Origin of the sequence: Bacillus sp. MMSF_3353 (genome assembly GCF_030733445.1) — a bacterium.
Taxonomy (GTDB): domain Bacteria; phylum Bacillota; class Bacilli; order Bacillales; family Bacillaceae_G; genus Bacillus_A; species Bacillus_A wiedmannii.
This window is the reverse complement of record NZ_JASHJA010000045.1, coordinates 1-19,666: the sequence shown is the minus strand read 5'-3', so window position 1 is coordinate 19,666 and position 19,666 is coordinate 1. Positions and strand designations below refer to the sequence as shown.

Genomic DNA, 19,666 nt, shown 5'->3' with positions numbered 1-19,666 from the left:
ATTATATATAATAATCATATGTCTATACACTAAAATATATATTTTTACATCTTCTACGATTTTAGGTAAAATTAGTTGAATAAAATGACTGAATTAAACAATTGGTCATGTTGTTTTTGGCAGAAAATTCACTCTAATGATATGGATAATACAATTTGATTAACCTCTTTTCAAACTGTATTGTTTGAGGTTTCCATAAGATATTTCTGTTCCAAATTTATTTATACTTACAAAAAAATTAAGAAAATAGAGGGTAAACATTACCTGGAATATTAAGATCGTTTTTATTAGGAGGATTACAAAGCATGACTAAAGTTGATAAGGTAAAAGAAAAAATTATTGAAACATCTTTATATTTATTTAATACAAATGGGATAACTCGCACATCCATCCAGGATATAATGACAGCTACTGAACTACCTAAAGGATCTATTTATCGTAGATTCAAAAATAAAGAAGAAATTGTCCTTGCTGCCTACGACAAAAGTGGTGAGATTATGTGGAGTCATTTTCATAAAGCAATGGAAAATAAAAAGACAGCAATCGATAAAATCCTTGCAATATTCCTTGTATATCAAGATGCAGCTAATAATCCTCCTATTGCTGGAGGCTGTCCATTACTTAATAGTGCAATTGAAAGTACTGGAGTATTTCCAGAATTACAAAAAGCAGCAGCAGAAGGTTATGACGATACAGTAATGTTAATGGCTTCTCTCATAAAAGAAGGAATAGAGAAACAAGAACTTAAAGAAGATATAGACATTATATCACTTGCTTCTTTTCTTACATCTTCAATGGAGGGAGCTATTATGGCAAGTCGAGTATCTAACGATAATATACACCATCATTATTTTATTGAACAAATAAAACATCATCTTGTCACTTATTCTAAATAAGTGAAAACTTGCATTGTTTTTATCCAATTTTTATAGACTTAAATTGAATAAATACCCCTCATAAACAGTATTTTCTGTTTATGAGGGGTATTTGAATAGTTATTAGTAAAGGTAACTTTTTAGACGATGTTTCATGTTTCTTATTGAAAGGCTTTGTTATCGTTACTACAGAAAAAGCAAAAAAGAATGAATTACATATAAATCGATTTATATGTTTCAAGTGTATCTATGCTGAGGTTGTAAATATATACAATAAAGTTTCATTTTAAATACGAAGTGTAGTAGAAGTTCAGTTAGATAAAATTCGGTAGTCGAAATTTCTTGCATAAAGCTGTATAATGCTTGTAACGAAAAGGAAATACAGGAAAGGATATGTAATGAGTTACTATGGATAAAGATAAACAACAATTAAGCGTTGAAGTTGCAAGATTATATTATCAGTCAGATTATAGTCAGCAGGAAATTGCTAATAAATTAAATATTTCAAGGCCGACTATCTCTAGATTATTAAAGTACGCGAAAGAAAAAGGATTTGTTCAAATTAGCATAGCCGATCCATTTGCTGATTTAGATAACGTTGGAAATTTACTGAAAGAAAAGTACAACTTGTTAGAGGCACATGTCGTATTTTCTCCAGTGCCAGAATATGCAACGATTACAGAGTATATTAGTAAATATGCAGCTGAGTATATGGAAAAGACGGTTAAAACTGGTGATATCGTTGGTGTAAGCTGGGGAATGACGATGTATGAAATCGCTAGAAAAATTGTACCACAACATGTAAAAGGTGTAGAAGTTGTTCAGTTAAAAGGTGGTATTAGTCATTCGAGTGTAAATACATATGCGAATGAAACGATTGCTTTATTTGCAGATGCTTTTCAAACGACACCAAGAAATCTACCCCTTCCAGTTATATTTGATAATGCAGTGACAAAACAATTAGTAGAGCAGGATCGACATATTCATCACATTATCGAAATGGGGAAACAAGCGAATGTTGCAATTTTCACTGTAGGAACAGTGAGAGACGAAGCACTATTATTCCGATTAGGTTATTTCGATAAGGATGAAACGAATTTGCTCAAAAAACAATCGGTCGGTGACATTTGTTCACGTTTCTTTGATGGAGACGGAAAGATTAGTAGCGAAGAGATTAATCAGCGTACAATTGGAATTGAGTTAGAAGAACTGAAATTAAAGAAACGTTCTATTTTAGTTGCTGGTGGTAATAGAAAAATAAAAGCAATTGATGGTGCGTTACGTGGCGGGTATGCAAATGTATTAATTATCGATCAGCATACAGCAAAAGAATTGTTACATTATCAAAAAGGTTAGAAATAAAAGGCTTTCTCAAGATGTTAATTTTGAGAAAGCCTTTTATTTTGTTATGTATGAATTATGGGAGTGTTTTTTGAATACAAATTGCCTTTTTAAAAATAATTATGGATATTGAGATACATACTACCATTGTTAATATAAAAGTTTTGATTTTAAATATGAATTGTTTCTTAGTTAGAATGCGCTTTATTTACTATTGAAAAATTCCTTTCCGAAAAGAATGAACAAAATTTCAAAAGTGTATTTACATTTGTTCAACTAAGAGTTAGAATGAAGTTGTTAAAAGATATGAGGAGTGAAGATAATGAATATTGCAAAGTTAATTGACCATACAATTTTAAAAGCTAATACTACTAAAGAAGATGTTATGAAAGTAATCGAAGAAGCAAAGGAATATAAATTCGCTTCTGTTTGTATTAATCCTACATGGGTGAAGCTAGCTGCTGAAGAGTTAGCTGGACATGATGTAGATGTTTGTACTGTAATCGGTTTCCCATTAGGAGCAAGCACTACTGAAACAAAAGCTTTCGAAACAAAAGATGCTATCGCAAAAGGTGCAACTGAAGTTGACATGGTAATCAACGTAGGCGCTTTAAAAGATGGCGATAACGAGTTCGTTGAAAAAGATATTTATGAAGTAGTACAAGCAGCAAAAGGAAAAGCTCTTGTAAAAGTAATCATTGAAACTTGCCTATTAACAGATGAAGAGAAAGTACGCGCTTGTGAATTATCAGTAAAAGCTGGTGCTGACTTCGTAAAAACTTCAACTGGATTCTCAACTGGCGGAGCAACTGCTGAAGACATCGCATTAATGCGCAAAACAGTTGGACCAAACGTTGGTGTAAAAGCATCTGGTGGCGTTCGTACACGTGAAGATGCAGACAAAATGGTAGCTGCTGGAGCTTCTCGCGTTGGAGCAAGTGCTAGTGTTGCAATCGTATTAAATGATGCAAAAGGTGCTACAGATAACTACTAATCATTAATGAAGTTAAAAGCAATAGATACACAAAGTAAAGTGTATCTATTGCTTTAACAATTGAAAAAAATGTAAGCGGATACGAATGGGAGGAGACGGCTTATGAAATATTTAATCGGTATTTTTGGCCTCGTATTGATTTTAGGTATCGCTTGGCTTGCTAGTAATGATAGAAAGAAAGTCAAATATCGCCCAATCATAACGATGGTTATATTACAATTCATTTTGGGGTTTTTATTATTAAATACAAGTGTAGGGAATATATTAATTAGCGGAATAGCAGATGGTTTTGGAGAGCTATTAAAATATGCCGCTGACGGTGTGAATTTCGTATTTGGTGGATTAGTAAATCAAAAAGAGTTTTCGTTCTTTTTAAGTGTATTAATGCCAATCGTATTTATTTCAGCTTTAATAGGTATTTTGCAACACATTAAAGTATTACCTATTATTGTGAAATCTATTGGTCTAGCATTAAGTAAAGTAAATGGAATGGGGAAACTAGAATCATATAACGCTGTTGCTTCTGCGATTTTAGGACAATCTGAAGTGTTTATTTCAGTTAAGAAACAACTAGGATTATTGCCAGAGAAAAGAATGTATACATTATGTGCATCTGCAATGTCTACCGTTTCAATGTCTATCGTTGGATCATATATGGTGTTATTAAAACCACAATATGTTGTAACCGCTTTAGTGCTTAACTTATTCGGTGGTTTTATTATCGCTTCTATCATTAACCCTTATGAAGTTACTGAAGAAGAAGATATGTTAGAAGTACAAGAAGAAGAGAAAAAGACTTTCTTTGAAGTATTAGGGGAATACATTATAGATGGATTTAAAGTTGCAATTACAGTAGCAGCTATGTTAGTCGGTTTCGTTGCTTTAATCGCATTCATTAATGCAGTATTTAAAGGTGTAATCGGTATTTCATTCCAAGAAATTCTTGGTTATGTATTTGCACCATTTGCATTTATTATGGGTGTACCTTGGCATGAAGCAGTTAATGCCGGAAATATTATGGCAACAAAATTAGTATCAAATGAATTTGTCGCTATGACAGATTTAGCACAAGGAAACTTTAATTTCTCAGATAGAACGACAGCGATTATATCTGTATTCTTAGTTTCATTTGCAAACTTCTCTTCAATTGGAATTATTGCAGGGGCAGTTAAGAGCTTAAATGAAAAGCAAGGGAATGTAGTCGCAAGATTTGGTTTGAAATTACTTTTCGGTGCAACATTAGTAAGTTTCTTATCAGCAACAATCGTAGGCTTATTATTTTAACAGATTCATATCATATAAAAAGGAATGGTGATTGTAATGAGAATGGTAGATATTATTGCGAAAAAACGTGACGGCAAAGAATTAACGACTGAAGAAATCAAATTCTTTATTAATGGATATACAGACGGAAGTATTCCTGATTATCAAGTGAGTGCACTTGCAATGGCAATCTTCTTTAAAGATATGACAGATCGCGAACGTGCAGATTTAACGATGGCGATGGTTGAGTCTGGAGAAACGATCGATTTATCAGCAATTGAAGGAATTAAAGTAGACAAACATTCAACTGGCGGTGTTGGTGATACGACAACATTAGTATTAGGACCATTAGTAGCTGCTTTAGATGTACCAGTAGCAAAAATGTCTGGTCGTGGTTTAGGACATACAGGCGGAACAATTGATAAATTAGAAGCGGTAGAAGGATTCCACGTTGAAATTACGAAAGAGCAGTTCATTGATATTGTAAACCGTGACAAAGTAGCTGTTATTGGACAAACTGGAAACTTAACACCTGCAGATAAAAAGATTTATGCATTACGTGATGTAACAGGAACAGTAAACTCAATTCCTTTAATCGCGAGTTCAATTATGAGTAAAAAAATTGCAGCTGGTGCTGACGCAATCGTACTTGATGTAAAAACAGGTGCTGGCGCATTTATGAAAACAGAAGAAGATGCAAAAGAATTAGCACATGCAATGGTGCGTATCGGAAATAATGTAGGACGTCAAACGATGGCTGTTATTTCAGATATGTCACAACCGCTTGGATTTGCAATTGGTAACGCTCTAGAAGTGAAAGAAGCGATTGATACGTTAAAAGGTGAAGGTCCAGAAGATTTAACGGAATTAGTACTTGTATTAGGAAGTCAAATGGTCGTACTTGCGAAAAAAGCAAATACGTTAGAAGAAGCTCGTGAAATGCTAATTGAAGTTATGAAAAACGGAAAAGCAACTGAGAAGTTTAAAGAGTTCTTAAGCAATCAAGGCGGAGATAGTTCAATTGTAGACAATCCAGAAAAAATGCCACAGGCGAAGTATGTAATTGATGTACCTGCAAAAACTTCAGGTGTTATTTCTAACATTGTTGCAGATGAAATTGGTATCGCAGCTATGCTACTTGGTGCTGGCCGTGCGACAAAAGAAGATGAAATCGATTTAGCAGTAGGATTAATGTTACGTAAAAAAGTTGGCGATGCAGTAAAAGAAGGCGAGCCATTCGTAACGATCTATGCAAATCGTGAAAATGTAGAAGATGTAAAAGCAAAAATTTATGAAAATATTTCTATTGCTGAAACAGCAGTGGCTCCTAAATTAGTTCATACAGTTATTACTGACTAATCATAATTACACATACTTTAAGGGGGAAATAATATGGATAAGAAAAAATATATCGAAGAAGCAAATAAGATGTTAGCAAAAGCATATATTCCGTATTCGAAATTTCCTGTTGGCGCAGCATTAGTTACGAAAGAAGGTAAAATCTATACTGGTTGTAATATAGAAAATGCTTCTTACGGTTTATGTAACTGTGCAGAAAGAACAGCGATCTTTAAAGCAGTATCAGAAGGGGAGCGCGACTTTAGTTACTTAGTTATTACAGGCGAAACGGACGGACCGATATCACCATGTGGTGCTTGTAGACAAGTAATTGCTGAATTCTGTGAACCGAAAATGCCAGTTTTACTAACGAATGTAAAAGGTGATGAAAAAGAAGTGACTGTTGAGCAATTACTTCCAGGTGCTTTCTCGATAGAAGATTTAAAATAAGTTGAAAAGTCATTCCGCAAATATTAATTGTGGAATGGCTTTTTTATTTTCAAAAGTTGAATGTAATATTTTGTTCATATTCCGTTCATAAACTTTGTGTAAAATGATTGCAGCGAATATGGAAAGTTTACAGCAGGAGGAATAAAATGAAGAAATTATATAATGCAGCATTTATTTACTTAATTATCGGTTTATTATATAGATAGGAGTGGATAGTATGATAGCACTTTTATCAAGTATTGTAGCGGTTTGTATGGCTGTTGGTGTCATGTTTCTTCGCTTTAAAGCAGCGAAAAAACCGGTAACGAAAAAGAAAATTATATTACCGCCAATTTTTATGAGTACTGGCGCAATGATGTACTTCTTACCGGAGTTTCGATTAACATCGTTAGAAATAGTAGAGGCGATTAGTATAGGACTTATTTTCTCTATATTTCTTATTAAAACAACTAAGTTTGAAATAAGAAACGAACATATATATATGAAACCGTCAAAAGCATTCATATTTATTTTAGTGGGCTTATTGGCTGTACGAGTAGCGTTAAAATCGTATTTAAGTCAATCAATTGATTTAGCAGAGTTAAGCGGAATGTTTTTCTTACTTGCATTTGCGATGATTGTTTCGTGGAGAATTGCGATGTATCGCTCATATGTTAAATTGGAAAAGACAATAAAAAGAGCTGGAATTTCTAAATAGGAATTCCGGCTCTTTTTATGTTTTATACGATTGTTTTTTTAGCTTTGATTTCATTTGCTTAATTTTAAACGTATTTGAGCATCTTGTAATGCGGCTGGTGTAACGTTAAGACCATGTTGATCAACAATTTTTGTGTTTAATAAAATGGAATCTAAGCTTCCACGAAATGTTTTTGTATAGTTTTGACGCAGCATTTGTTGTTCTTGTTTTTCATCAACTGTTAATCCATATGCTTTTTCTTTTTTTGATAATTCGTTAATACGGAATAAAATGTTTTTCATTTGATTCACCTCTAGTTTCAATTAATTACATTAGTTACTTACTAATGTATAGTTATTATAACGTATCTTTTAATAAGTGTCAATGCTTATAAACATTCATTGTTTTGTAAGTGTGTGGGGTGATAAAGAATGAAAAAACCACAAATACTTGAAATAGGTAAGATGTTAATATACAATACCTAAGTAGGGTATATAAAGTTATTATTTTACTTTATGAGAGTAATAAGCAAAAAGGAGTATGTAATAATGAATGCAGTAATTTCAAAGAAAGAAACAATCATCTCATATACGATTGCTATTTTATTTATTTTAGCCATGGTAATAGCAGGTGTGTTATTAAATGATCCAGAAGTCATTTTGCCGGAAATAGCGGCAATGGCAATCGCTTTATGGGCATACCGTGAGCCGGGATGGCTAAGACAACCAGAAAAAATCTTTATTGCACCGTCAATAACAGCTGTAATTGGTTTTATGGTGAATCAAATGGATATAGCCTATTTAGGGAAAGTAAGCTTAACGCTTGTATTGATGATGCTGTTTTTACGTGTTATTCAGTCCAATTTAGCACCATCTATTGCGACAGGTTTATTACCATTAGTAACAAATGCGACGGAATGGTCATTTGTTATCTCAGTCTTCGTTTTGACATTTATTTTAATGATTGGTGTTCTTATTTTTAAATTGAATAACGGTATTGAGCGAAAAGTGAATATACAGTATAAATATATGACTGTATTTCTAATACTAAATTTCGTTTGGATCAGTTTATGTTGGATAACTGGTTATGAACAATTAGCGGTTATTCCGCCAATTCTAGTCGTTGTGTATGAATCACTTCAAAAACCGATGTACAATGAAAAAATGGCATTTAAACAAATAGTAGTATTAACTACATCAGCAACTGTTGGAACTTTATTGTATTTTGCAATTGATTCATGGATTGTAGTTACTTTATTCAATATGATATTAATGCTTATTTTATTAAAAATAGTTGGAGTACGTATTCCAGCAGCGTATGCATTTCCCTTACTTCCGCTCGTATTTCCTGATGAAATGATAAAAATGTTACCAGTAGGTTCATTCATTGCAGGGGTATTTTTATTTGGTGCAGTACTATTGTATAAGAAGTGGGAGATGAAACAAAAGGGCATGCAGAAGAGTGAAATATAATTTGTAAAAAAGGTAAGTTCAAATCACTTGAACTTACCTTTTTTATTTATACCCAATATAAGGATATATCATAAATTCCGACTAAAATGAGTAGTACCCCTGCTATAAGTTGAATGTGTTTTCCTATTTTTCGGCTCTTTTTAAGTAGTGCTCCATTTAATCCAAGGTAGGAAATGATGAACATTAATATAACGATAGGGAGAGCAGTTCCTATCGAAAAGAATGTCGGAAACAAGTAACCATAATTATATGAGAAAGATAAAGGGATTAACGTTCCGAAAAATAGAACGAACATAGTCGGACAGAAAGCTAAGGAAAAGAAGAATCCAAGTAAAAATGAGCCAACCTCATTTTGTTTTCGTATAAATTTGATCGAGAAGAAACTTCTTCCTTTTATAATACCTGCCAACATTAGCCCCATTAAAATTAATAAAGGTCCAATTATTTTTCGTAACCATGGGAAATACAAAGTTAATATTTGCTGAATCTCTTTTCCTAAAAACCATACTAATAGTCCAAGTGTCGTAAAAGCTATTATTTTTCCTAAAATGAATAACAATATATGTTTCCATGCATGTCCCTTTTGTAAAGATTGATTCCCATAAAGTGTAATAGCGCTAATGTTTCCTGTTAATTGGCAAGGAGCAAGGGTACCTACAATGCCTAATAAAAATGCAAATAAAAGAGGAATTGATTTCGTAGTATTCGCGACATCCATTAAAGGAGACATGAGTTGATAACTCCACTCGCTAATTGTTGAAAACACGTTATATTCACCTTTCTAATTAAATTGAAATGCTCCTTCTTTCGTAATCTGCTTCCAAGTTTTCCCCTCATCTGTAGAAAGGAACACATTTGCTTTCATTGTAGCAAATACTATTTCAGATGAATTTTGAGGATTTTGTGATATGTACATAATTGCATCTTTAGAATCTAAAGATGGAGTTTGTATGTTTGTTTCTTCATTTGTAGCAATTGATTTCTTCGTTATCATTTGCTTATTGATAGGGGCGTAAAAAACATCTTCATTACTTAATGTAACTGCTGTCGATTCAAGTGATGTAGAGAATAGTTCAAATGTATTTCCGTAATCTGTAGATAAGTAAACACCATCTTTAGCACTTACCGCGACTACACTAGATTGATCAGGATGTACGGAAAAGGAATGAATTGTACTTGAAAGACCTTTTAACTTACTATTTTTCCAATCTTGTCCGTTGTTCGTACTGAAATAAAAACCTTGTTGTAATTTAGAATTTGGACGCTCATTGTATAAATAAATTGCTTCCGTATTATATCCAACAGCAAGGTTGTGAAAATCAGATTCTCCATAAAACGCTAGCTTCTCGAGGGTATTACCGCTATCAGAACTTTTCATTAATCCTAAAGGATTTTTTAAATTTGCACCTGGTTCAGGATGGCCGCTGGCAAAGAATCCGTTCTTCGTTGCCTGAAACCCCATATAATCATGTAGCTCAGTCTTAGTTTCAAACCATTTTCCATTATGATAAACTTTTATACCACTGTGAGTGGCAATAGAAACTCCGAGCATATTTCCTGCATAGCCAATTCCATGAATGTGCTCGATTTTTCCAGATGTAGTTTCCTTATAGAAGTTTTGCGGACTCGTATTTACTGTTTCTGTATGTTTTCGTTGAGATTGCACCGTGTCTTTCTTCACTGGTGCTGTTTCGGCGTTGCTAGAACATCCTGTAATGATGAATAAAGAAGTAATTGCTATCCCTGTTGCTACATAATATTTCAAAGTTGTAGCTCCTTTCCTATATATGAGATTTTAAGTATATGGAATAAATGTCAAGAAATTGTGGAGTGGTATGCATCATTTAGATTGGAATGGGCTCTAGTAATGAAAATTTTCCTTTTTATATGAGTACTATCAATTGACGAAAAATTATAACAATAATAAAATGAATTGTATTGGGTAATTAGATTTACAAGTATACATAGAACGCTAGGGGGATTATTATGAAATCAACATTTTTTGCTCAAAATAGAGAACGATTAGTAAACACATTACCAGATGAATCTATTACTATTTTATTTGCTGGACAAGCACCTCATATGTCAGCGGATGCACATTATAAATTTGTGCCGAATCGAAATTTTTACTATGTAACAGGAATCGAGGAACCAAATGTTATTTTCATGTTGAAGAAGTTTGGAAATAGTGTTGAAGAAACACTGTTCATTGAAAAATCGGATCCAGTCATGGAAAAATGGGTCGGTAAAACAGTTTCTAACAAAGAAGCAGAGAAAATTTCAGGTATAAAGAAAGTTGTATATTTAGATAGCTTTGAAAAGACAATGTCAAATATACTTTTTACAGAAAATGTGAAGCATCTATATTTAGATTTAGAGCGTCGTGAGTGGAATGGTACGGAGACAAAAACGCTTGCTTTTGCTAAACATGTAAGAGAACAGTATCCACACGTTTTAGTTGGTAATGTATATCCGAATATTTGTGAATTACGAGTGTTTAAAACAGAAGAAGAAATTGAAATCATAAAAGAAGCAATTGCTGTAACGAAAGAGGGTATTTACAACGTACTTAAGCATGCAAAAGCAGACATGATGGAGTATGAATTAGAAGCTCAGTTTGATTTCACATTGAAGTCATCTGGTATTAAGCATCATGCATTCAATACAATTTTGGCAAGTGGGAAAAATGCTACAGTTCTTCATTATGAAGACAATGATGCACAAATTCAAAATGGTGATTTAGTACTGCTAGATTTAGGCGCTCAAAAAGACTACTATAACGCTGATATTAGTTATACATTCCCGGCAAATGGAACATTCTCTAGTCGCCAAAAACAAATGTATAATATTGTATTAAAAGCATTGAAAGAAACAACGAAACTCATTAAGCCAGGAGTAAAGTTTGCTGCATTAAATGAGCATACAAAAAAGGTACTAGCAGAAGAGTGTAAAGAAATTGGTTTAATTCAAGAAGACGAAGAGTTATCAAAATACTATTATCATGGTGTTAGCCATTTCCTTGGTTTAGATACGCATGATGTAGGAACATATAAAGATAGAGTGTTAGAAGAAGGCATGGTTATAACAATTGAACCTGGTCTTTATATTGAACAAGAAGCAATTGGAATTCGTATTGAAGATGACATTCTTGTAACGAAAGACGGACATGAAAACTTGTCAAAAGATATTATTAGAGAAGTTGAAGAGATTGAAGCGTTTATGAGAGAAAACAATGTAAATATAAAAAAAGATGAAGTTGTTACGAAATAACCATTAGAAGAGGCGCTCAATTTTGGGCGTCTTTTTATTTAGCTCATTGCATATCTCCATATTTTCTTGAAAATCATTTTTTATAATGATTTTGAAAAAGAAAAAGGAGGGGTTTCCATGAAGAGATTTGTGTTAACGGCAGTTACAGTCTCTGTCATATCTTTAATTGCTGCATGTTCTGCGACCACAAATACAACAAATGATCATAAAAATATGAACGATAAAAAAACACCACAGACTGAAACGGCTACAAAACCATTGAAAGTTGAAATAGGACCAGAAGTTACTTTAATAGCGAAAGAAGAAAAGCAAAAATTAAGTAACGGTGTTATTGTTCCAGTCTGGACATTTAATGGCTCATCTCCTGGTCCAGAAATTCGGGTGAAAAAAGGCGAAAAGGTGAAAGTGACATTAAAAAATGAACTATCTGCACCAGTATCTATTCATTGGCATGGGTATCCTGTCCCAAATAATATGGATGGAATTCCAGGTGTGACGCAAGATGCGGTTGAATCTGGAAAAAGTTTCACCTATGAGTTTGAAGCGAACGTACCAGGAACGTATTGGTATCATTCACATCAAGATTCTGTAAATCAATTAGATAGAGGTTTGTATGGAGCGCTCATTGTAGAAGATACAAAGGAAAAATATGATAAAGATTACACAGTAATGTTAGATGAATGGGTAACAGATAAAGAAGAGATTAATAAACAGTTAAAAGAAATGACAAAAGGGCAAAAAGGTAATAAATCTAAGGATAATGAAAATACGAAAAAGAATGAAGATAAGAACGGCATGGATCATTCCGGTATGGACATGGGCAGTGATAAAAAAGACTCTAGTAACATGACAGGAATGGACCATGGAAATATGAAGATGGAAGGCCATGATATGAGTATGTATGACTTATTCACAATCAATGGTAAAAGCGGGGATTTAGTAGAACCATTAAAAGTGAATAAGGGGGATAAAGTCCGTCTTCGACTCGTTAATGCTGGTTATCTATCACATGATATACACGTTCACGGTCATGATATAAAAGTAATTGCGACAGATGGTCAACCAATAAACGATCCAAAAGTTATAAAGGATCAAGTAATTTCAATCGCACCTGGTGAACGTTATGATATTGAATTTACTGCTAATAATCCTGGGAAATGGTATGTTGAAGACCATTCAGCAAATAAAGGTGCAAAAGGAATGAAAGCTGTTATTGAATATGATGGCAGCAAAGAGATGAAAGATAAAGCAGATGAAAAAGAAAAATTATCGAAATTAGATATGACGAAATATGGTGCTAAAAAACTAGGTAGTTTCACGTTAAATCAGCAGTATACTGCCACATATAATATGGACTTGAATACGCAAATGAATGGAAATGAAATGGTATATACAATTAACGGAAAGGTATTTCCAGACATTGACCCGATTCCAGTAAAAAAGGGTGATTTAGTAAAAGTAAAATTGGTAAATCGTTCTAAAATGGACGATCATCCGATGCATTTACATGGTCACTTCTTCCAGGTGTTGAGTAAAGATGGAAAACCGATAGAAGGTTCTCCAATTGTGAAAGATACTTTGAACCTAAAACCAGGTGAAGAATATGAAGTAGCCTTTGTAGCAGATAATCCGGGTGATTGGATGTTCCACTGTCATGATTTACACCATGCTTCCGCTGGGATGGTAACAGAAGTGAAATATACAGATTATAAATCTGATTATGTTCCAAACCCAAACATTCCTAATAAGCCAGAATAATATAAAATTTATGGAGTTGATGATAATATAAAACAGCTATCTTAGGGATAGCTGTTTTAATGATTTTTAGCATGAAAAAAGCTGTTTTTAAATGTAATGTTGTGTATTGGGCATATTATTTTTATAAAAGTTTAGGAAGCGGGAGCGATAATGCCCTGTATAAGAGTTTACAAGATAAAAAATGCGATTTTTGTTATTTATGGATTTAAAAAACATATTCGTTTCTGGTTTGGAAGTAGATAATAGAAGAAATCGCTAATTTTTTGTATACTCAGTTGATAAAATTACAGTGGTAAATTTAATGTGTTGTAGTTCAAAAAGGATAGATAATAGCCCCTTACATTTGACCTTTTTTTTATTTTATACTACAATTCGTAGTGCGAAGGGAGGACGGGTATGTTCAAGCAAAACTATAAGTGAAATGAATAAGGCATAAATTATTTTTTTGACCGCTTGAAGCAAAAATCATAGAAATTATTTGGTGCTCAGAAGGTATCACAATGAAAAGTGTGCAGAAAAAATTAATGTTACAACGTTACAGCACATATCAAAAATTGTTAGCTGATCAGTAGTACAGTATGTGATAGATAAAATAAAGTCACCTTTTGGAATGGGAAGTGCTTTGCTTAAGTTTATTGGAATGGAAAAAGCTTCCAATGATCTTGTGACCGCATCTTTTGGAAAACAGTGACTAACTTATGGGTGAGTGTTTGTGGTTTTTTTTAAGAATTTAAACTACACAGTGTAGTGTTTTGTGAAAAGAGGCAAAATGAATGCAGCAGATTAAAAGATATGGATTGTACTAGGAACGGGAATGCTTTCATTTGTCTCACCGTGCATCGGTCCAATTTTGACCGCATTATTAATGCTTGGTACAAAGAATCCAGATCAAGCATTTATTTACATTACAGTTTACAAGCTGGGATTTGCGATTCCTTTTTTCTTAATTGCCTTCGTACGTTACGAAAGAATGGAATAACACCTCCGTTGTATATCTAGAAATAGAGGTTGATAGAAAAGAAGAGTACAACATGAGTAGAAAAGCATTTGATATAAAAAATAATAAACTAAAGATATGATGATACTTAAATGTATTTATGGGAAGGTGTTTAATACCTATGAAAAGAATTTTAGCTAGTGTGGCAGTAGTTTCTGTTACAGGAAGTACATTTATTGGTACTGCTCAAGCGCAAACTTCTATAGTGCCAAAAGACAAAAAACATGAGCAACCTACTGATACAGTAACATATGAAAATCCAGTAACAGTAAACACGAATGTTCTACGTGTTCGCACACAGCCAAATACGTCTAGTGCAATAATGGGGCGCGTGTATGAAGGGAAAGTTTTACAAGTTATTGGAGAAGACAACGGTTGGTTGAAAATTAACCATAATGGAAAAGTAGGTTATGTAAGCAGTCAATTTGTAATAGACGATAGCTCAAATGGAAGTGACAATAACAATGGAAAAGTTCAAGTAGCGAGTGGGAATTACAAAGTTAATGTATCCTCCCTCCGTGTTCGTACAGGTCCAAGTACTTCCCATACGATTTTAGGCTCTATACATAAAGGACAAGTTGTTCAAGTAACTGGTGAAGTTCAAGACTGGGTCAAAATTAACTATAGTGGACAAACTGCTTATATTAGTAAAGATTACATTTCAAAGAGTGGCTCTAATGCAAATGTAGACCAAACAAATGAACAACAAAATAATGTTACGGTTCAAACTGACGGTACATACATTGTAGACGCTACTTCTTTACGTGTGCGTACAGGTCCTGCTACTTACCATAGTGTAATTGGTGGTGTATTAAACGGACAAATATTGCAAGTAACTGGCGGTGAAAATGGCTGGTTGAAAATTAATCATCATGGCAGAACTGGTTATGTGAGCAGTGAATATGTAAAATTCGTTAAAGAGGGTACACCATCAAAACCTGAAACAAGTAATCCATCTACTGGAGCAACAGTTGGTGACTACTATGTTAACGTAAGCATGTTAAATGTAAGAAGCGGTGCTGGTACAAATCATGGTGTAATCGGTGCTTTATCAAAAGGAATAAAAGTACAAGTTCTATTTGAACAAAATGGATGGGGGAAAATTAATTACAACGGTAAAAACGGTTATGTATCAAGTAAATTTCTATCAAAAACAAGTGAGACTGATACAGAGGAGCAGCGACAATCCCAAGAGGTAAATACAACTAATGAAATTAAAACAAATGACTTTATTCAACCAGCTGCAGGAAGATATACTTCTGGATTTGAGAAACGTGGTGGGCAAATGCACCACGGATTAGATATTGCTGCTTCAGGAACAGTGCCAGTTGTTGTTGCGGCAAAAGGTGTAGTCACTCGCTCATATTATTCCACAAGCTACGGTAATGTGGTGTTTATTTCTCATAATATTAACGGACAAACATATATAACTGTATACGCTCATTTAAAGAGTCGTTCTGTTACTGCAGGTCAAAAAGTGAAGCAAGGACAACAACTTGGCATAATGGGGAATACAGGACAATCTGAAGGACAACACTTACATTTTGAAATCCATAAAGGTGAATGGAATGCACAGAAGAGCAATGCTATGGATCCAAAACAATATATTAGTTAAGTAAGAATTTTTTATTTCAAGATGGGGGTATTGTATACCTCATCAAACTAAGAGAATTGAATATCTATGAGCTGAAAAAATATACTATCAATCATGTAGATTTAGAAGGTTCATTAAGTGTAGAAAAGTAGAAAAATAATTGATGGTGAAGATTACGACATGAATTAATTTGAAAAAGAGAGGTCACAGCATTGTAATTCTGTGACCTCTTATTATATAATGCAAAGCTATTATTTATTAGTTTTCTGTATAATTATTAATCCTGATCCCATGCCAGAAGCTAAACTATAGTTATTATCTACAAATACTCCAAATAATAAGTAAGTCGCATCCGTAAACCACATTTCATTTGGGGCTGACGATTCAAAAGTGTTTTTTATTTTCATTTGTTAAAAAATAAAATTATCGATTATAGCTGCTAGTGTTTATGGATAGGTTGTTCATGTTCAGAGGGGAGCGGTAGGGTATGATCTGGGAATGTTACGAATACAGTAAGAACAATTACTACGCTGATCGAAAGTAATAATAAAAAACGCCGTTCGATAAAAGTAGAAAAGGTTTCTGATAAAAGTTGAATCATACATGACATAGTTATTGTTATCGTAAGTAAAAGACTAATAAACAGTATACTATGAGCTTGTTGAGCGTTTAACATTTCTGTAATCATTGCTCCCATCATACTTGCCATTAATCCAGAAAACATTCCTTCTAAAGCGGTAAATAGGTGAAACCGTAGACCGACTAAAAAACCGATAAAACCACTAATCAAAATCGCAAGCAAAGTAGAATATAGTAATTCACCTTTAAAAAGAATACCTAAATAAAAACCTATACTTAAACCGATACTCATACTAAAAGACATAATAAATACCATATACCCCATTAGGGTACCGTTACGTTTAGAAATATATGATGTAATAAGAATCGAGATACAACAAAGTGTTAAGGCAGTCGATGTGTAAACGAACATTATGATACCTCCCTGTCCTATCGTTCATTTCATCATATGTTCGTATGGAGATTACTTATGCTTATTTATATCTGCATATTATCTGCACAATTTAATAAATGTAAGTAAGTAGGTGCTTGATTTTTTGAGCATCTTTTTTATTTGTGAGCATGAGAAAGAAATTGTTATATAATGAGTTTCTATTGTGAAGCCATAAAGAATCAGCGTATAATATTATAGTTATCCCATTACTGGGAGTAACCCGCGAATGATAAATAAGATTGTTCTTTTATCATCGCCTCTAAACAGATAGACAATGAAAGTAACACTGGAATACAGATAGGGAGTTATAAAATGAAATTAATTATTGCCGAGAAACCAGATCAAGGTTTGGCTCTTGTTTCACAATTTAAATATCGCCGGAAAGATGGATATTTAGAAGTAGAAGCGAATGAGTTATTTCCAAATGGAGCGTACTGTACATGGGCAATTGGTCATTTGACGCAGTTATGTAATCCAGAACATTATCACGCTGAGTGGAAAAAATGGTCACTTAATACGTTACCGATGATTCCAGAGCGTTTTCAATTTGAAGTAACAAAGTCAAAGTATAAGCAATTTAACGTTGTGAAACAGCTGTTACATAATCCGGGGGTAACAGAAATTATTCATGCGGGCGATGCTGGGCGTGAAGGGGAATTAATCGTACGAAACATTATTAATCTTTGTAACGTGCAAAAGCCGATGAAGCGTCTTTGGATTTCATCTTTAACGAAACAAGCTATATACCAAGGATTTAAAAATTTACTAGATGAAGCAGATACAATTAATACGTACTATGAGGCATATACAAGGTCATGTGCGGACTGGGTCGTTGGTATGAATGCATCGCGTGTCTTTAGTATTTTGTTAAAGAAAAAAGGAATGAACGATGTATTTTCAGCTGGTCGTGTACAAACACCGACACTCGCGTTAATCGTAAAGCGTGAAAAGGAAATAGAAAACTTTAAGTCTGAGCCGTTTTGGGAAGTGTTCGCAACCTTTAATATAGAAGGAAAGAAGTATGAGGGGAAATGGGAGAAGGATAGTGAATCCCGCTTAAAGGACCCTGATATGGCAAATAAAATTGCAGCATTTTGCCAAGGTAAACCGGCTGTAGTAAAAGAAATGAAAACGGAGCGTAAAGAGTTTCAGCCCCCGTTTTTATTTAATTTATCAGCACTGCAAGCGACAGCTAATAAAGCTTTTAAATTTTCACCGAAAAAGACGCTTGATATAACACAAGCACTATATCAAAAAGGGATAGTTTCTTATCCGCGTTCGGATTCTAACTATGTTACACAAGGAGAAGCAGCGACGTTCCCTGATATTTTACAGAAGTTAAGTCAGTTTGATGAATATAAAGGTTTATTGCCAGCACCAATTGAATCGATTATGAATAATAAGCGTTATGTGAATGAAAAAAAAGTTACAGATCACTATGCAATTATACCGACAGAGCAAGTTACAAATCCAAGCAAACTATCAGGTGATGAAAAGAAAATTTACGATATGATCGTAAGAAGACTGATTGCGGCGCATTATGAAGTAGCAATCTTTGACTACACAACGATTACAACTCTTGTAGACGAACGTGCTGAATTCATTTCAAAAGGAAAACAGCAAATTCAAGAAGGTTGGCGTAAAGTTATTTTCCAAGACGATAAAGATGACGAAACAATTCTTCCAATTGTCGCAGAAGGTGAACAAGGAAAAGTTGTAAAGGTGAAAGTGAAAGAAGGAAAAACACAGCCGCCGAAGCGTTATACAGAAGGACAACTTATTACGTTAATGAAAACGGCCGGTAAGTATTTAGAAAATGAAGAGCTGGAGAAAGTATTAAAGAAAACAGAAGGTTTAGGTACTGAGGCAACGCGTGCAGGTATTATTACTATGCTGAAAGACCGTAAATATATAGATGTGCAGAAGAACCAAGTGTATGCAACCGATAAAGGGAAAGTATTAATTACCGCAATCGGTGATAAAATACTAGCTTCACCAGAAATGACAGCGAAATGGGAGCAACGCCTTGCGGAAATTGGTGAAGGCACAGCATCACCAGCTACATTTATGGAACAAACGAAAAAGCTATCAGCTAAAATTATTGAAGATGCAGTGGAAATGTCAGAGAAATGGGATTTTACTGGATTACATGTTGAATCGATTGAGCGAAAAGGATCGAAATTTACAACAGGTAAAAAGGTTGGTAGCTGTAAAAAATGTGATGGCGATGTGATTGATAAGTCAACGTTTTACGGTTGTTCTAATTACAACACGACACAATGTGACTTTACAATCTCAAAGAAAATATTAAGCAAAACAATTTCGCAAAAGAATATGACAAAACTTTTAAAAGGTGAAAAGACCGATTTAATTAAAGGCTTTAAAAAAGGCGAGAAAACGTTTGATGCGATGTTAGAGTGGAAAGATAATAAGATTAATTTTGTGTTTGAGAATTAAGTTGTTCAACAAATAAAAAAATATGATAATTAAACTGTATCCTATAGAATAGACACTAAAAAAGTCTATTCTATAGGATATTTTTTTGAATAAGTAGTACTATATATTTTTATTTAAAATAAAATATACAATAAAAAAATCTTTGTAATTGATAAATATTTATTGTAAA

At 33.6% G+C, this 19,666-nt stretch carries 17 protein-coding genes and 1 pseudogene; 14 read left to right on the top strand and 4 right to left on the bottom strand.

From position 1 onward, the window contains the following. The first annotated feature begins 305 nt into the window (after positions 1-305). The 7 genes from RBB48_RS29755 (at position 306) to RBB48_RS29725 (ending at position 6,958) form a co-directional block, all read left to right on the top strand. A complete protein-coding gene (locus RBB48_RS29755) occupies positions 306-896 on the top strand; it encodes a TetR/AcrR family transcriptional regulator (RefSeq protein WP_088608652.1) in 591 nt (196 codons plus the stop codon). A gap of 387 nt (positions 897-1,283) precedes the next feature. Beyond that, positions 1,284-2,231, top strand: coding sequence for a DNA-binding transcriptional repressor DeoR (locus tag RBB48_RS29750; RefSeq protein WP_088608651.1), 948 nt, complete (start codon positions 1,284-1,286; stop codon positions 2,229-2,231). A 307-nt stretch (positions 2,232-2,538) separates the two neighbouring features. Further along, positions 2,539-3,210: a deoxyribose-phosphate aldolase gene (gene deoC, locus RBB48_RS29745; protein ID WP_001017444.1), complete on the top strand. Its 672-nt coding sequence runs from the start codon at positions 2,539-2,541 to the stop codon at positions 3,208-3,210. Positions 3,211-3,312: 102 nt separating this feature from the next. After that, complete coding sequence (locus RBB48_RS29740) at positions 3,313-4,494, top strand: NupC/NupG family nucleoside CNT transporter (protein WP_000876170.1); 1,182 nt, start codon at positions 3,313-3,315, stop codon at positions 4,492-4,494. Positions 4,495-4,530: 36 nt separating this feature from the next. Next, on the top strand, positions 4,531-5,832 hold the full coding sequence (locus tag RBB48_RS29735) for a pyrimidine-nucleoside phosphorylase (RefSeq protein ID WP_001983022.1): 1,302 nt from the start codon (positions 4,531-4,533) through the stop codon (positions 5,830-5,832). 33 nt (positions 5,833-5,865) lie between these two features. After that, positions 5,866-6,261 carry a cytidine deaminase gene (locus RBB48_RS29730; RefSeq protein WP_000358522.1) on the top strand — a complete coding sequence of 132 codons (396 nt, stop codon included), beginning with the start codon at positions 5,866-5,868 and terminating at the stop codon, positions 6,259-6,261. 217 nt (positions 6,262-6,478) lie between these two features. Beyond that, positions 6,479-6,958, top strand: a complete 480-nt coding sequence (locus RBB48_RS29725) for a CcdC family protein (RefSeq protein WP_088063026.1) — start codon at positions 6,479-6,481, stop codon at positions 6,956-6,958. A 50-nt stretch (positions 6,959-7,008) separates the two neighbouring features. Here the strand turns inward: RBB48_RS29725 and RBB48_RS29720 are convergent, their stop codons facing one another. Continuing rightward, entirely contained in the window at positions 7,009-7,239 is a 231-nt protein-coding gene (locus RBB48_RS29720) for a DUF896 domain-containing protein (RefSeq protein ID WP_088063027.1), read from the bottom strand. Positions 7,240-7,485: 246 nt separating this feature from the next. On the opposite strand from RBB48_RS29720, the gene RBB48_RS29715 reads away from it, so the two are divergent. Continuing rightward, complete coding sequence (locus RBB48_RS29715) at positions 7,486-8,409, top strand: hypothetical protein (protein WP_065228644.1); 924 nt, start codon at positions 7,486-7,488, stop codon at positions 8,407-8,409. Positions 8,410-8,455: 46 nt separating this feature from the next. Here RBB48_RS29715 and RBB48_RS29710 read toward each other — a convergent pair whose 3' ends face one another. Together RBB48_RS29710 and RBB48_RS29705 are read right to left on the bottom strand one after the other, a co-directional pair. Continuing rightward, positions 8,456-9,175 carry an urease accessory protein UreH domain-containing protein gene (locus RBB48_RS29710; RefSeq protein WP_220389180.1) on the bottom strand — a complete coding sequence of 240 codons (720 nt, stop codon included), beginning with the start codon at positions 9,173-9,175 and terminating at the stop codon, positions 8,456-8,458. Positions 9,176-9,190: 15 nt separating this feature from the next. Next, positions 9,191-10,174, bottom strand: a complete 984-nt coding sequence (locus tag RBB48_RS29705; protein WP_097889382.1) for a F510_1955 family glycosylhydrolase — start codon at positions 10,172-10,174, stop codon at positions 9,191-9,193. Positions 10,175-10,395: 221 nt separating this feature from the next. Between RBB48_RS29705 and RBB48_RS29700 the strand changes: the two genes are divergently transcribed. From RBB48_RS29700 to RBB48_RS29680, 5 genes and pseudogenes are all read left to right on the top strand, one after another. After that, positions 10,396-11,679, top strand: coding sequence for an aminopeptidase P family protein (locus tag RBB48_RS29700; RefSeq protein ID WP_088608648.1), 1,284 nt, complete (start codon positions 10,396-10,398; stop codon positions 11,677-11,679). 117 nt (positions 11,680-11,796) lie between these two features. Then, positions 11,797-13,437, top strand: a complete 1,641-nt coding sequence (locus tag RBB48_RS29695) for a multicopper oxidase family protein (protein WP_097889383.1) — start codon at positions 11,797-11,799, stop codon at positions 13,435-13,437. A gap of 432 nt (positions 13,438-13,869) precedes the next feature. Beyond that, positions 13,870-13,961, top strand: a pseudogene (locus RBB48_RS29690) (BlaI/MecI/CopY family transcriptional regulator); the annotation flags it as partial. Positions 13,962-14,251: 290 nt separating this feature from the next. Beyond that, positions 14,252-14,416, top strand: a complete 165-nt coding sequence (locus RBB48_RS29685; RefSeq protein WP_088608646.1) for a sulfite exporter TauE/SafE family protein — start codon at positions 14,252-14,254, stop codon at positions 14,414-14,416. Between the two features lie 139 nt (positions 14,417-14,555). Beyond that, entirely contained in the window at positions 14,556-16,049 is a 1,494-nt protein-coding gene (locus RBB48_RS29680) for an SH3 domain-containing protein (RefSeq protein WP_306008683.1), read from the top strand. A gap of 418 nt (positions 16,050-16,467) precedes the next feature. Here the strand turns inward: RBB48_RS29680 and RBB48_RS29675 are convergent, their stop codons facing one another. Then, positions 16,468-17,019 (bottom strand): hypothetical protein, encoded by a 552-nt coding sequence (locus tag RBB48_RS29675; RefSeq protein WP_098082527.1) that lies wholly within the window; start codon positions 17,017-17,019, stop codon positions 16,468-16,470. Between the two features lie 333 nt (positions 17,020-17,352). Between RBB48_RS29675 and topB the strand changes: the two genes are divergently transcribed. After that, complete coding sequence (gene topB, locus RBB48_RS29670; RefSeq protein ID WP_097889387.1) at positions 17,353-19,497, top strand: DNA topoisomerase III; 2,145 nt, start codon at positions 17,353-17,355, stop codon at positions 19,495-19,497. The last annotated feature ends 169 nt before the right edge of the window (positions 19,498-19,666 follow it).